This window comes from Burkholderia aenigmatica, from assembly GCF_048627025.1.
GTDB classification, from domain to species: Bacteria; Pseudomonadota; Gammaproteobacteria; order Burkholderiales; family Burkholderiaceae; genus Burkholderia; species Burkholderia aenigmatica.
In genome coordinates, this window is sequence record NZ_CP184468.1 from 1,802,115 (window position 1) to 1,816,497 (window position 14,383).

The 14,383-nt window shown below is 64.2% G+C and carries 11 protein-coding genes; 10 read left to right on the top strand and 1 reads right to left on the bottom strand.

Annotated elements, in window-relative coordinates:
- Positions 1-97: 97 nt before the first annotated feature.
- The 3 genes from ACN8ZM_RS08500 (at position 98) to ACN8ZM_RS08510 (ending at position 4,580) form a co-directional block, all read left to right on the top strand.
- Positions 98-1,366 carry a YeaH/YhbH family protein gene (locus ACN8ZM_RS08500; protein ID WP_043182749.1) on the top strand — a complete coding sequence of 423 codons (1,269 nt, stop codon included), beginning with the start codon at positions 98-100 and terminating at the stop codon, positions 1,364-1,366.
- Entirely contained in the window at positions 1,363-3,042 is a 1,680-nt protein-coding gene (locus ACN8ZM_RS08505; protein ID WP_175030159.1) for a SpoVR family protein, read from the top strand. The genes ACN8ZM_RS08500 and ACN8ZM_RS08505 overlap by 4 nt, the downstream gene beginning before the upstream one ends.
- Positions 3,043-3,275: 233 nt before the next feature.
- Complete coding sequence (locus ACN8ZM_RS08510; protein ID WP_043182752.1) at positions 3,276-4,580, top strand: MFS family transporter; 1,305 nt, start codon at positions 3,276-3,278, stop codon at positions 4,578-4,580.
- A 78-nt stretch (positions 4,581-4,658) separates the two neighbouring features.
- On the opposite strand, the gene ACN8ZM_RS08515 is transcribed toward ACN8ZM_RS08510, so the two are convergent.
- Entirely contained in the window at positions 4,659-5,588 is a 930-nt protein-coding gene (locus ACN8ZM_RS08515; RefSeq protein WP_420210952.1) for a LysR family transcriptional regulator, read from the bottom strand.
- 158 nt (positions 5,589-5,746) lie between these two features.
- Here ACN8ZM_RS08515 and ACN8ZM_RS08520 point away from each other — a divergent pair, with 158 nt between their 5' ends.
- The 7 genes from ACN8ZM_RS08520 (at position 5,747) to ACN8ZM_RS08550 (ending at position 14,134) form a co-directional block, all read left to right on the top strand.
- Positions 5,747-6,727 carry an agmatine deiminase family protein gene (locus ACN8ZM_RS08520; protein WP_230624276.1) on the top strand — a complete coding sequence of 327 codons (981 nt, stop codon included), beginning with the start codon at positions 5,747-5,749 and terminating at the stop codon, positions 6,725-6,727.
- A gap of 46 nt (positions 6,728-6,773) precedes the next feature.
- Positions 6,774-7,688 carry an N-carbamoylputrescine amidase gene (aguB, locus tag ACN8ZM_RS08525; protein WP_043182757.1) on the top strand — a complete coding sequence of 305 codons (915 nt, stop codon included), beginning with the start codon at positions 6,774-6,776 and terminating at the stop codon, positions 7,686-7,688.
- Positions 7,689-7,698: 10 nt separating this feature from the next.
- The gene (locus tag ACN8ZM_RS08530) at positions 7,699-8,811 is read left to right on the top strand and encodes a polyamine ABC transporter substrate-binding protein (RefSeq protein WP_420210953.1); all 1,113 of its coding nucleotides are present in this window, start codon (positions 7,699-7,701) and stop codon (positions 8,809-8,811) included.
- A 77-nt stretch (positions 8,812-8,888) separates the two neighbouring features.
- Positions 8,889-10,001, top strand: a complete 1,113-nt coding sequence (locus ACN8ZM_RS08535) for an agmatine deiminase family protein (protein WP_420210954.1) — start codon at positions 8,889-8,891, stop codon at positions 9,999-10,001.
- A 150-nt stretch (positions 10,002-10,151) separates the two neighbouring features.
- Positions 10,152-11,666 (top strand): agmatine deiminase family protein, encoded by a 1,515-nt coding sequence (locus tag ACN8ZM_RS08540; RefSeq protein ID WP_420210955.1) that lies wholly within the window; start codon positions 10,152-10,154, stop codon positions 11,664-11,666.
- Positions 11,667-12,772: 1,106 nt separating this feature from the next.
- On the top strand, positions 12,773-13,351 hold the full coding sequence (locus ACN8ZM_RS08545) for a fimbrial protein (protein WP_420210956.1): 579 nt from the start codon (positions 12,773-12,775) through the stop codon (positions 13,349-13,351).
- 24 nt (positions 13,352-13,375) lie between these two features.
- The gene (locus tag ACN8ZM_RS08550) at positions 13,376-14,134 is read left to right on the top strand and encodes a molecular chaperone (protein WP_420210957.1); all 759 of its coding nucleotides are present in this window, start codon (positions 13,376-13,378) and stop codon (positions 14,132-14,134) included.
- The last annotated feature ends 249 nt before the right edge of the window (positions 14,135-14,383 follow it).

The window sequence follows — 14,383 nt, forward strand, 5'->3', positions numbered from 1 at the left end:
CGCCGTACGGGTGTTTTCAGAGACGCCGCCCGCATGACGGGAGACGGCATGTGCGGCGAGCGTCCCGGCATATCGACTTTCGAGCGGGAGACCGGGAGTGCTTCATCAAATCATCGACCGCAGGCTGGCCGGCAAGAACAAGAGTATCGCCAACCGCGAACGCTTTCTGCGTCGCGTCAAGAACTACATTCGTCGTGCCGTGTCCGACGCGGTGCGCGACCGTAGCATCAAGGATATCCAGAGCACGCAAAGCATCACGATCCCGCGCAAGGACATCGCGGAGCCGAATTTTCGGCACGGCCCTGGCGGACGTCGTGAATACGTGCACCCCGGCAACGAGGACTACGTGCGCGGCGACAAGATCCCGCGTCCGCAGGGCGGCTCGGGCGGGGGAGGCAGTCAGGCGAGCAACGAGGGCGAAGGGCAGGACGACTTCGTGTTCGAGTTGTCGCGTGACGAGTTCATGCAGTACTTCTTCGACGATCTCGAACTGCCGCGCCTCGTGAAGACGCACCTGCTGACGGTGCCGAGCTGGAAGAACGTGCGCGCGGGCTGGTCGGCGGAAGGCACGCCGAACAACATCGACGTCGTGCGTTCGCTGCGCAGCGCGCTCGGGCGTCGCATCGCGCTCGGCTCGCCGCTCGTCAACGAGCTGCGCGAACTCGAGGCCCAGCTCGAGGCGATGAAGAGCGATCCGGAAGACCGGCGCGCGGAGATCGCGGTGCTCGAGGCCGAGATCCATCACCTGAAGGGGCGCATCTGGCGGATTCCGTTCATCGATCCGTTCGACCTGCGCTACATCAACCGCGTGAAGCAGCCGCAACCGTCGAGCCAGGCCGTGATGTTCTGCCTGATGGACGTGTCGGGTTCGATGGACGAGCAGCGCAAGGATCTGTCGAAGCGCTTCTTCATCCTGCTTTACCTGTTCCTCAAACGGAACTACGAGCGCATCGAGGTCGTGTTCATCCGTCACCACACGCGCGCCGAGGAAGTCGACGAAGATACCTTCTTCCATTCGACCGAAAGCGGCGGCACGGTGGTGTCGAGCGCGCTCGAGCTGATGCGCAAGGTGATGAACGAGCGCTACTCGCCGACCGAGTGGAACATCTACGGCGCGCAGGCGTCCGACGGCGACAACTGGACGGACGATTCGCCCAAGTGTCGCAAAATCCTGGAAGAGGATATCCTCACGAAGACGCGTTACTTCGCGTATATCCAGGTCGCGCCGGAAGAGCAGAACCTGTGGCTGGAATACGCGCAACTGGCCCTGTCACAGCCGCATCTCGCGATGAAAAAAGTGGAATCGGCTGCCGACATTTACCCGGTGTTTCGCGAATTGTTCGAAAAGCAGGTGGAAACGTCATGACGACCCGCCATCTGCACAACGAGTCGCGCGGCTATGCGCCGCGCCCTTCCGGCGACGACACGGCCGGTCCTGCCGCATCGCAGCAACGCGGGCAGGCCGAACCGTCGCCGCCGGCCGCCGACTTGCCCGGCCCAGGGCAAAAGGAAGCGCGTATGAACGTTGCCGAACGCAAGCCGCTGCCGTGCCCGTCCGACTGGACGTTCGAACTGCTCGAGGAATACGACACGCACATCTCGCAGGTCGCGGAACAATACGAGCTCGACATCTACCCGATCCAGCTCGAACTGATCAGCGCCGAACAGATGATGGACGCGTATGCGTCGGTCGGGATGCCCGTCAACTACCGTCACTGGTCGTTCGGCAAGCACTTCCTGTCGACCGAGAAGAGCTACCGTCGCGGCCAGATGGGGCTCGCATACGAAATCGTCATCAACTCGAACCCGTGCATCGCGTATCTGATGGAAGAGAACACGATGACGATGCAGGCGCTCGTCATCGCGCACGCGGCGTACGGGCACAACTCGTTCTTCAAGGGCAACTACCTGTTCCGGCTGTGGACCGACGCACACGCGATCATCGACTATCTCGTGTACGCGAAGAACTACGTCGCGGAATGCGAAGAGCGTTACGGGCTCGACCGCGTCGAGGAACTGCTCGATTCGTGCCATGCGCTGATGAACTACGGCGTCGACCGCTACAAGCGGCCGCAGAAGCCTTCGCTGTCGAAGGAAGCCGCGCTGCGGCGCGAGCGCGAGGCGTACCTGCAGTCGCAGGTGAACGAACTGTGGCGCACGCTGCCGGGCAAGAAGCCCGAGCTGATGGAGGAGCAGGAAGGCCGCTATCCACCCGAGCCGCAGGAGAACCTGCTGTATTTCGCGGAGAAGAATGCACCGCTGCTCGAACCGTGGGAGCGGGAAGTGATCCGCATCGTGCGCAAGATCGGCCAGTATTTCTACCCGCAGCGGCAGACGCAGGTGATGAACGAAGGCTGGGCGACGTTCTGGCACTACACGCTGCTGAACACGCTGTACAACCAGGGGAAGCTGGAAGACGGCTTCATGATGGAGTTCCTGCATTCGCACAGCAACGTGGTCTACCAGCCGCCCGTCACGAAGCCGTACTACAGCGGGATCAACCCGTATGCGCTCGGCTTCTCGATGATGAGCGACATCCGGCGGATCTGCGAAGCGCCGACGGAAGAAGACTACAAGTGGTTTCCGGAGATCGCGGGCACCCCGTGGCTGCCGGCGATGCACTACGCGATGCGCAACTTCAAGGACGAGAGCTTCATCGCGCAGTACCTGTCGCCGAGCCTGATCCGCGACATGCGGCTGTTCTCGGTGCTCGACGACGACATGCGCGATTCGCTCGAGGTGTCGGCGATTCACGACGATTCGGGCTATCAGTACGTGCGGCAGGCGCTGTCGAGGCAGTACGACATCCATCACCGCGAGCCGAACATCCAGGTGTGGGCGGTGAACACGCGCGGCGACCGCAGCCTCACGCTGCGCCACTTCATGACCGACAACCGCCACCTGTCGAACGACAGCGACGAGGTGCTCAAGCACATGGCGCGGCTCTGGCAGTTCGACGTGTTCCTGGAAAGCGTCGACGAGGCCGGTACCGTGCGCAAGCGCTACGAGTGCCGCTACGTGCCGCCGGAGGTCCGGATCTGAACCTCGCCAGCGGAAAGTTTGCATCGGACGCCAGCCTTGCGGCTGGCGTTTTCATATGACGAACGCGTGGCAGGAGAAAAATTTTCTACATCCGGACGAACCCGGAGAGCCTGTTACTTTACATTTCGCTAAAATCCTGTAGCGCCGTGCGCCGGAACCGGTGCCACGTGCGATCGCACGCGGCGGCCCCCAGCCGTCTCGCCCAGCAAGCACTAAAAGGAACTGACCAATCCATGGACGTCCAGACCGACCAAGCTGCGCTGTCCGCGCATGACACCCGGCGGCGCGTGTTCGCCATCGTCGGCGCCTCGTCGGGCAACCTCGTCGAGTGGTTCGACTTCTACATCTACTCGTTCTGCGCGCTGTACTTCGCGCCTGCGTTCTTCCCGAGCGGCAACACGACGACGCAGCTGTTGAACACGGCCGGCGTGTTCGCGGCCGGCTTCCTGATGCGTCCGATCGGCGGCTGGCTGTTCGGCCGCATCGCCGACCGTCACGGCCGCCGCAACGCGATGATGATCTCGGTGCTGATGATGTGCGGCGGCTCGCTCGTGATCGCGGTGCTGCCGACCTATGCGCAGATCGGCGCGCTCGCGCCGGCGCTGCTGCTGGTCGCGCGGCTGTTCCAGGGGCTGTCGGTGGGTGGCGAATACGGCACGAGCGCGACCTACATGAGCGAGGTGGCGCTGAAGGGCCGCCGCGGCTTCTTCGCGTCGTTCCAGTACGTGACGCTGATCGGCGGCCAGCTGTGCGCGCTGCTCGTGCTCGTGATCCTGCAGCAGACGCTGTCGGCCGGCGAACTGAAAGCGTGGGGCTGGCGCATTCCGTTCGTGGTCGGCGCGGCGGCCGCGCTGATCTCGCTGTACCTGCGCAAGTCACTCGACGAGACGTCGACGACCGAATCGCGCGACAAGAAGAACGCCGGCACGATCCGCGGCGTCTGGCAGCACAAGGGCGCGTTCTTCACGGTGGTCGGCTTCACGGCCGGCGGCTCGCTGATCTTCTACACGTTCACGACGTACATGCAGAAGTACCTCGTGAACACGGCCGGCATGCATGCGAAGACGGCCAGCAACGTGATGACCGTCGCGCTGCTCGTCTACATGCTGATGCAGCCGGTGTTCGGTGCGCTGTCCGACAAGATCGGCCGCCGCACGTCGATGATCCTGTTCGGTACGTTCTCGGTGATCGGCACGGTGCCGCTGATGCATGCGTTGAAGGACGTGACGAGCCCGGTGACCGCGTTCGTGCTGATTACGATCGCGCTCGCGATCGTCAGCTTCTACACGTCGATCAGCGGGCTGATCAAGGCCGAGATGTTCCCGCCGGAAGTGCGCGCGATGGGTGTCGGCCTGTCGTACGCGGTCGCGAACGCGATCTTCGGCGGCTCGGCCGAGTACGTCGCGCTGTGGTTCAAGTCGATCGGCAGCGAGGAAACCTTCTACTGGTACGTGACCGTGCTGTGCGCGATCTCGCTGCTCGTGTCGTGGCTGATGCGCGACCCGAGCAAGGAAGGGTATCTGCGTCACGAGCCGTGACCGGCTGCGCATTGCGCGCATTGTGCATCATGACGAACGTCCCGCCAGCCGGCGGGACGTTTTTTTTGCGGCGTGCGATTACGCGGGCGGTGGCGGTTCGTGGGCGGGCGCCGGATCGGACGTGCCGGACTGGCTGCCTTGCTCGACCAGCCATTCGAACATCCGCTCGACGATCGGCGAGCGCGACGGGCCTTCCATGCGCGACAGCCACCATGTGGTGCCGGGCAGGCGCGGGTAATCGGCGAGCACGGTCAGGGTGCGCTGGTCGATGCCTGCCTGCGCGACGAGGCGCGGCAGGCAGGCGATGCCGCGGCCGCGCAGCACGGCGTCCAGCACGAGCCGCTGGTCGTCGTAGATCGCGTGCATCCGGAACGCCGACAGCCGTTCGCGAAACACCGTCGCCAGTCGCTCGTCGGTCAGGCTGGCTTCGAGACAGATGAGCCCCGCATGCCGCGGGTGCGCGTCGCGCGGCACGCGTTCGAGTTGCTCGGCCAGCGGCGTCGCGCACACCGTCACCCATTCGTCCCGCATGAACGGGATATCGAGCAGGCCGGGCTGCAGCATCGGCCGCGTGCCGATCGTCATGTCGACGTCGATTTCGTCGACGTAGCGCGCGGTTTCGTCGGTCGACAGCAGCGGGCACAGGTCGGGCAGGACCTGCTGCAACTGCTCGAGGCGCGGCTGCAGCCAGCCGTGCAGCAACGGCGCGGGACATACCAGCACGACGAGCCCCGGGTTCAGGTAGGTCGCGATGCGGTCGAGGCCGCCGCGCAACGTGTCCATCGCGCGCTGCACGCTGCGCTGCAGGACCTCGCCGGCGATGGTCAGTTCGACGCCACGACCGCGCCGGCGGAACAGCGGCTGCCCGAGCTGTGCTTCGAGCTGCTGGATCTGATGGCTGATCGCCGATTGCGACAGGTGCAGTTCGTCGGCCGCGCGCGAGAAATTACCCAGCCGGGCCGCGGCTTCGAAGCCGGTCAGCAGTTTAAGGGATGGAACGCGTTGCATCGAGATATGAGGTAAATTGATTGAATTCGCCAAGAAATATCAATATTCATCAAGTTTAACCTGACGCACAATCGGCCATCAATCACAACGGAGGCTGAACGATGGGTCGCTTTGATGCTCGCCAGCGCGGTTACCGGATGCCCGCGGAATGGGAATCCATGGATGCCACGTGGCTCGGATGGCCGGTTCTCCACGATCGCGAGGATCTGTGGGGGAACCATTACGCGCAGGTGTGCCGTGAATTCGCGCTGGTTGCGCGGACGATCGCCCGCTACCAGCGCTGCGTGGTGGCTGTTCATCACAGCCAGGCCGACGCCGCGCGCGAGCTTGTCGGTGCGAGCGTCGACTTGCTGCCGGTCGCGGCCGAGGACAACTGGCTGCGCGACTGCGGGCCGATCTTCCTGGTGAGCGAACAGCGCGGGCTGGGCGCAGCCGTGTTCCGCTTCAACTGCTGGGGCGAGAAGTACCAGCCGTACGACGGGTGCCAGCAGGCCGGGCAGGACATCGCCCGCGCGGCCGGCGCCGAGATCTTCAATTCGCACATGGTGCTGGAAGGCGGCTCGTTCTATGTCGACGGGCAGGGCACGCTGGTCACCACCGAGAGCTGCCTGCTGCATCCCAATCGGAATCCGCACCTGAGCCGCGCGGAGATCGAGGCGGAGCTGCGCCGCATGCTGGGCGTCGAGAAGATCATTTGGCTGCCGGGCAATCCCGATGAAGTGGAGACGAACGGGCACGTGGACGGCATCGCATCGTTCATCGCACCCGGCCGGATGCTGTGCCAGGCCGCGCTGCCGGAGCAGGGCGACTATTTTCGCGTGATGCAGGAAAACCGCCGCGCGCTGGCGCTCGCGACCGATGCGGCGGGACGCCGCTTCGAGCTGCTCGACTTGCCGTCGCCGATCGTCACGGAACGCTTCGGCTCCGAGCGCTATTGCGATTGCTATGCGAACTACATCCTGGTGAACGGCGCGGTGATCGTGTCCGCGTTCGGCGTCGAGCAGGATCGGGCCGCGCGCGAGGTATTCAGTCGCGCGTTTCCGGGGCGTAACGTGGAGATGCTGCCGATCCCGACGCTGTCGATCGGCGGCGGCAGCATCCACTGTTCGACGCAGCAGCAGCCGTCCGTCGCGAACTGAGCGACGTTTCGTCAGCGGTTTCCGGTCCTACCGAGGAGCAATCGCAATGCCGTCCAAACACATCACCGTCGCCGCCGTCCAGATGGCGTCGGGCAGCTGGAATCTCGAAGACAACATGGCCACCGCGGAGCGCCTGATCCGCGCGGCCTCCGCGCAGGGCGCGAATCTCGTGCTATGCCCCGAGCTGTTCGCGATGCCGTACTTCTGCCTCGACCAGAACGTGCGTCATCTCGAACTCGCGCAGCCGTTTGAAGGCAACGCGCAGATCGCCCGTTTCGCGGCGCTGGCCGGCGAGCTCGGCATCGTGCTGCCGATCGGCTTCTTCGAACGCGCGGGCAATGCCGCGTACAACTCGATCGCCGTGGCGGATGCGGACGGGCGTGTGCTCGGCGTCTACCGCAAGACGCATATCCCGGATGGGCCGGGCTATACGGAGAAGTTCTATTTCACGCCGGGCGACACCGGCTTCAAGGTGTGGGACACGCGCTTCGGCCGGATCGGCATCGGCATCTGCTGGGACCAGTGGTATCCGGAAACGGCGCGCAGCCTCGCGCTGATGGGCGCCGAGATCCTGTGCTTTCCGACCATCATCGGCTCGGAGCCGTTCAGCAGTGCGTTCGATTCGTCCGGCCACTGGCAGCGCACGATGCAGGGCCACGCGGCCGCCAACATGGTGCCGGTGGTGGCCGCGAACCGGATCGGCCGCGAAGTCGGCTTCGGCAACGGCAATCCGGAGCAGCGGGCGCTCACGGGCGTGTTCTACGGGTCGAGCTTCATCGCGGATCACACCGGCGAGAAGCGGGCCGAGGCGAACCGCACCGACGAAGCCGTGCTCGTGCATACGTTCGATCTCGACGCGATCCGCGCCGACCGGCAATCGTGGGGCTTTTTCCGCGATCGCCGCCCGGAGATGTATCGCACGTTGCTGACCAGCGACGGTGTGTCGTCGTGTTATCGATGAGGGCGGCGCGATGAAACGAAAAGGATGGTTGCGCTTCGCGGTGCCGGGCCTCGCGCTGTGCATGCTGGCCGGCGCGGCCCGCGCGGACGAAGAGAAGGTGCTGAACCTGTACAACTGGAGCAATTACTTCGCGCCGGATACGCTGGCCGGCTTCGAGAAGGAAACCGGCATCAAGGTGCGCTACGACGCGTACGACAGCGACGAGACGCTGCAGTCGAAGCTGTTGACCGGCAACAGCGGCTACGACCTCGTGTGGCCGACCAACGACTTCATGGCCAAGCAGATCCAGGCCGGCGTGTTTCGCACGCTCGACAAGAACCGGCTGCCGAACCTGAAGTATCTCGATCGGTCGCTGCTGAAACAGATGGCGCAATCCGATCCGGGCAACCAGTACGGGGTGCCGTACATGTGGGGCACGGTGGGCGTCGGCTACGACCGTGCCAAGGTGCGCGCGATCCTCGGCAAGGACATGCCGGCCGACAGCCTCGACCTGCTCTTCAAGCCTGAAATCGCGGCGCGCGTCGCCGCGAAGTGCGGGCTGGGGCTGCAGGATTCCGCGAGCACCGTGCTGCCGCTGGCGCTGCGCTATATCGGCCGCGATCCGATGCATCCGACCGCGCAGGACTATGCGGCCGCGCAGGCGATGCTGATGAAGATCCGGCCGTTCATCCGCGAGTTTGTCAACTCGTCCGATGCCAACGAGCTGATCGACGGCGAGCTGTGCGTGACGGTGGGCTTCTCCGGTGCGATCAACCTGGCCGCGCAGAAGGCGAAGGCGCGCGATCCGAAACGCGACGTCGTGTACGACATTCCGCGGATCGGCACCCTGATGTGGTTCGACGCGATGGTCATTCCGGCCTCAGCGAAACATCCGGACAACGCGCATGCGTTCATCAACTACATCCTGCGCCCGGACGTGATCGCGAAGATCTCGAATTCGACACGCTACGCGAATGCGAACCAGGGCGCGCTGAAGCTGATGGATCCGGCGCTGGTGCGCGATCCGGGCATCTATCCGGACGAAGCGACGCGGCGGACGCTGTTCACGCCGATCGCCGAATCGCCGGCCGCGATGCGTCTGGAGGGGCGGACCTGGCTCGGCTTCAAGACGGCGCGACCTTGACCGCGCGTCACGACGTCACTGAAACGATTGAAACAACCGAAGCAAACGAAGTAACCGGCACGAGAAAGAGGAATGCCATGACAACGAGACGTCAACTGTTGAAACGCGGCCTGTCCGTATCGGGGGCGGCGCTGGCCGCCGGCACGCTGGGCGGATTGCTCGGCCGTGCCGCGTACGCGCAGCAGGGCGCAACCTGGCACATGCCGGACGAAGGTGCGCCGCACACCGCGACCTGGATGGCGTTCGGTCCGAGCGAGGACATCTGGGGCGCGCGGCTGTTGCCCGTCGCGCGCGCGAACCTCGCCGCGATCGCGAAGGCGATCGCCGCGCACGAGCCGCTGAAGATGCTGGTGCGCGAGCAGGACTATGCGATCGCGTCGCGGCTGTGCGGTTCATCGGTCGAGCTCGTCCAGCACCCGGTTGACGATCTGTGGATGCGCGACACGGGGCCCGTGTTCGTGAAGAACGCGTCGGGCCAGCTCGGCGGCGTGAGCTTCAATTTCAACGGCTGGGGCAACAAGCAGGAGCACGACCAGGACGCGGAAGTCGCGCCGTTCGTGGCGGAGCGCGCCGGTGCGCGATTGGTCGACACGCGGCTGGTGCTCGAAGGCGGCGGCATCGAGGTGGACGGCGAAGGCACGGCGATCATCACGCGCAGCTGCGTGCTCAATCCGAACCGCAATCCGGGCGTCAGCCAGGCACAGTGCGAGGCGGAGCTGAGCCGGCTGCTCGGGCTGAAGAAGATCATCTGGCTGCCCGGCATCGCGGGCAAGGACATCACAGACGGGCATACCGATTTCTATGCACGCTTCACGAGCCCGGGCGTCGTGGTGGCAGGGCTCGATACCGATCCGTCGTCGTACGACCACGCGGTGACGCGGCAGCATCTGGAGATCCTGCGGAAATCCACGGATGCAAAGGGCCGCCCGCTGAAGGTCGTCGTGCTGCCGGGCCCGAAGACCGTCCGGCATCAATACGAAAACGCGGAATTCGCGGCCGGCTATATCAACTTCTACGTGTGCAATCGTGCGGTGATCGCGCCGGAGTTCGGCGACAGCCGCGCCGACCGCAATACGCGCGACACGCTCGTCGACCTGTTTCCGGGGCGCGAGGTCATCCAGCTGAACATCGACGGCATCGCCGCGGGCGGCGGCGGCATCCACTGCACCACGCAACAGCAGCCAGCCTGAGCGCGGCCGCGGGCCGGCATGCGTGACCGGCCCGCACGGCCGTAGCGGGCAGCGGTTCGTTCCGGACTACTGAGAACAATGCGGAATCCGTCTCGCGGGACGGAAGCCGGCGCGCACGCGTGCGCGCCGACCGCGCAACGGAGTTGAAACATGACGAAACGACGTAACCACGCGTGTGCAGGCAAGCGTACGCGGCACACGCCTGATACCGGCCGACGCGGCTTCATCCGATATTCCGCCGCCTTTCTCGGCATGCCGCTACTGGGGAGCCTGGCTGCATGCGGTGGCGGTGGCGACGGTGCATCCGGCGCGGCTTCCGCTCCGTCGAGCACGACACCGTCGACGCGGCGGGTCGCGTACCGGCTGCCGGCCGAAGATGGGCCGCACGCGTCGACCTGCATGGCCTTCGCGTCCGGCGCGGACGGCATCTGGGTGCCTGTCACGCCGCAAAGCACGGATGCCGGCATCGACCGCGTACGGGCCGACCTGATGGACGTCGCGAAGGCGATCGGTGCGACCGAACCGGTCGACATGCTGGTGCTGCCGGCGGATCTCGACGCGGCTCGCGCTCTGCTCGCGAGCGCGAGCGTGGCGAATCCCGACCTGCATGCGCGCTATTCGGCACGCGCCGCGGGTGCGGGCGGGATCACCCTCGTGCCGCTCGCCGATGGCTTCAACGATTTCTGGGTGCGCGACACGGGGTGCCTGTTCGTCAGGGATACGACGAACGACAACGCGCTGAATGCGATCGGCTTCAATTTCAACGGCTGGGGCAACGCGAATACCGACGGCGCCGGCATGAGTCCGGGCGCAACGGTTCCGCCCGAGGTCGCGGCCGCGAGCAACCGGTCGAAGGCAGGCAAGTTCTTCCAGCCGTTCGGGCACGACAGAGCGGTGGCGGGCTGGATGGCGCAGACGAAAGGGGCGAACCTGATCCGCAGCACGTTGACGCTTGAGGGTGGCGCGATCGAATTCGACGGCGACGCGACGGCGATCCTCACCGAGTCGTCCGTGCTGCACGTGAACCGGAATCCGCAACTGTTCGATATCCCGAACGGCGTGATCGCGAATGCGACGCTGCTGCCGACGGCGAAAGACACCGTGCTCGCCGAACTGCAGCGCACGCTCGGCGTGCGGAAGATCATCTGGCTGCCGGGCACCGCGACCTATCCGCGCGGCAGCGGCGCGGGCGGTGCCGGCGGCGCGGCGACACCGTCCGGCGAGACCGACATCACGAACGGCCACGTCGATTTCTATGCGCGCTTTCTCGCGCCGGGCGTGGTCGCGTGCTGTTACGACGCGTCGAATTCGACCGGCGAACGCGCATTGACGGACGCCAACCGGCAACGGCTCGCGGGCCAGACCGATGCGAACGGCCGGCCGCTGCAGATCGTCGAGCTGGTGCCGCCGGTCAATTTCGGCACGTCGGCCGGCACGAGCCTGAACGACCGGCAGATGACGAATTTCGCGGCCGGCTACATCAATTTCTACACCTGCAACGGTGCGATCGTCATGCCGAAGTTCAACGACGCGGCGGCTGATGCGGCTGCGGTCGCCGCGATCCGGCCATATGCGGGGAGCCGGGCGATCGTGCAGGTCGATATCCTCGGCATCGCGTCGGGCGGCGGCGGTATCCACTGCTCGACGCGGGAGGTGCCGGCGTGAGCGCATCCCGTCATATCGATATTGAAATCGATTCGTTGTCCGGGGCAGGCGATCCCCTTATTCTGAATCCGTAGTTCGTGTGACACCTCCTTGACTGGGATTCGCGCCCGCTGCTTGCAGCGGGCGTCTTTTTTTTGTGCGGCGTTTCACACTGGCCGTTTGGCGGACTGGGTGACACATGGCGGCACACCTATGATGGGTGATGCCTGTCCGCACGGCGATCCGGATCGGTCGGGCCGATGACGGTTCGACGACGCGTCGCGTCAAGGAGGAACACGATGAGCCCACCTGTGATCATGCATGGTTTCCAGGCTGGCGCCGTGCACCGGGCGAACGCGATCGGTGATCACCCTGGTCGACGCGGCGGCGTCGCTCGCCGGATGACGCAAGCGCAGGGCGCGCGCGTTGCCACGTTCCACGCTTGCGCGATAACGCGCGTCTCGTCACGAAGCGGCGGGCCGCCGTCGCTTCCGGACGGATACCGATTCCAGCCCGCCGGCGGCGCCGCATGAGCCGGATCGCGTGCGGTTTGCCTGCACACGCATTCAGCGAAATGCGGCGCTGCGATGAGAAATCGATCTCGAAAACCTGACCGGCATGTCGATTGGCGATTTTCGTTTGCCATCCGTGACCAGGGAAAGATGGCGCGCGGGAAATTTATTGGACTTGTCCTATATGTATTTTTTTGGATAGGAAATTTATCAATTTTTCATCTTGGATTTAGCTTTGTTTTAGTTTTTGAATTAAATATTTCAATTGTTCATAGTTTCGAATTTATTCGACGGGGAGTATTGAATCTCCGCCGTTGCGTGCATGGCGCACGCTGCTGTCAATGCCTGACCAGAAGGCCAATGCGCCCGTCGGGGTGATCGTCGTGCGCCAATATGGCGGATCGGTAAATGATCCTTATATTTCTTACTTGTACTATTTGAAGAAAATTTCCCTGTAAATAGAATGGCGAGGTCGTCATTTTCTTGAATGGAAATTTTAATGATTCGAGATGAGGCGATGCGATCTGCATTTCGGGAAAACGGGCGTTCCTGAAAATTCCCAAGCCGATCGGGCTGTTCCGAGAACAATCATCCATTTTGAAAGGAACTTCAAAGATGAAAATGAACTTGCTTCGCGGTTGCGTCGTGGCGGGCATGGCGAGCGTTGCACTGGTGCCGTCGCTGGCTCACGCATTCGACGGCGAGCTGGCCTTTTACGGCAACATCACCGACGTCACCTGCAACATCAACGGCCAGACGCCCGGCGATGGCAACCGGCTTGAAGTGAAGCTCGGCGACCGAGTCAGTCCGGGGGTGTTCACCACGGTCGGCACAACGTCGACCGCCGTTCCGTTCAATCTGCAGGTCGGTGGCAACCAGGGTTGCGCCAACGGCACGAAGGTCGTGATCGATTTCGATCCGGTCTCGACCAACATCAATCCGGCCACCGGCAACCTGAAGCTCGTCGGCACCAAGCCGGCCGATGGCGTCGAGATCCAGATCAACGATGCGGGCAACGGCAAGACCGGCAAGATCGTGCTCGGCAAGCCGCAGAACCTCACGGAGGCGCAGGTCGTGACCATCAAGGACAACGCCGCGACGCTGAGCTATACGGCGCAGTACGTGTCGACGGCCGCTACGGTTGGTACGGGGACGGGCAATTCGTTCATCCGCTACATGCTCGCTTACTACTGATCGGCACCTTTCCCCTTCCACGTCATGACCTTGTCAATTCGCATTCCTTATTTCCGAGTCGTGACCGGCGTCGTGGCGTGGGCCGCCTGCGCCACGCTGGCGCAGGCGGCGCTTCTGCTGGATGGTACCCGGGTGATTTTCCCCGAGCAGGCTCGCGACGTGACGGTCCGGATGGAAAATTCCGGCACAGAGCCGGTACTCGCACAGAGCTGGATCGACGACGGTCGCACCGAGGTGCCGCCCGAGCAGATGCGCACGCCGTTTGTCGTTGCACCGACATTGGTGCGCGTCGAGGCGGGGCGGAGCGCTGTGCTGCGCATCACGAACATGCAGGAGCCCATGCCCGTCGATCGTGAATCGGTGTTCTGGCTGAACGTGCTCGAGGTGCCAGCGGTGCAGCAAGACGCGGACAACCAGTTGCGCTTCGCTTTCCGAACACGCATCAAATTGTTCTATCGGCCCGCGGCGCTCGCGAACGACGCCGACACGGCGCAGGACAAACTGATCTGGAAAGTGTCTGCCGACGCGTCGCGCGCGGGCGGGCGACAGGTGTCGCTCGAGGTGTCCAATCCGACGCCGTACTACGTCTCGTTCGGGATGGTCGAGGGCGATGTCGGCGGCACCTTTGTCCCGGCCGGTGGCGGGATGGTCGCACCGTTCGGCACCCAGCGTTTCCCGTTGCCGGGCGGCGCCACGCAGTCGCATCGCCCGACGGCCGTGCGCTACATGGCCATCGACGACTACGGCGGGCGCAGCACGATAACAAAAAAACTGTCCGACTAAACAGTCGGCCAACGCAACGCTTTCAGAAGGCACGGCCCAGCATGCCGAGTCATCAATATAGATTCGGTATGCGAAATTAATGTATCCACATGCGCAGTTCAGCAGGTTTTCATTCTTCGTGCGCGTCGGAGAGGGAGCCGCGGCTTCCGCGGCGGCCTTGTCTCCTGGCAGTCGCTTCGGTATTCGCGTCGGTCGCGATGGTGTCTGGTACGGACGCCTTCGCAGATACGGCCACGCGGGACGATGCGC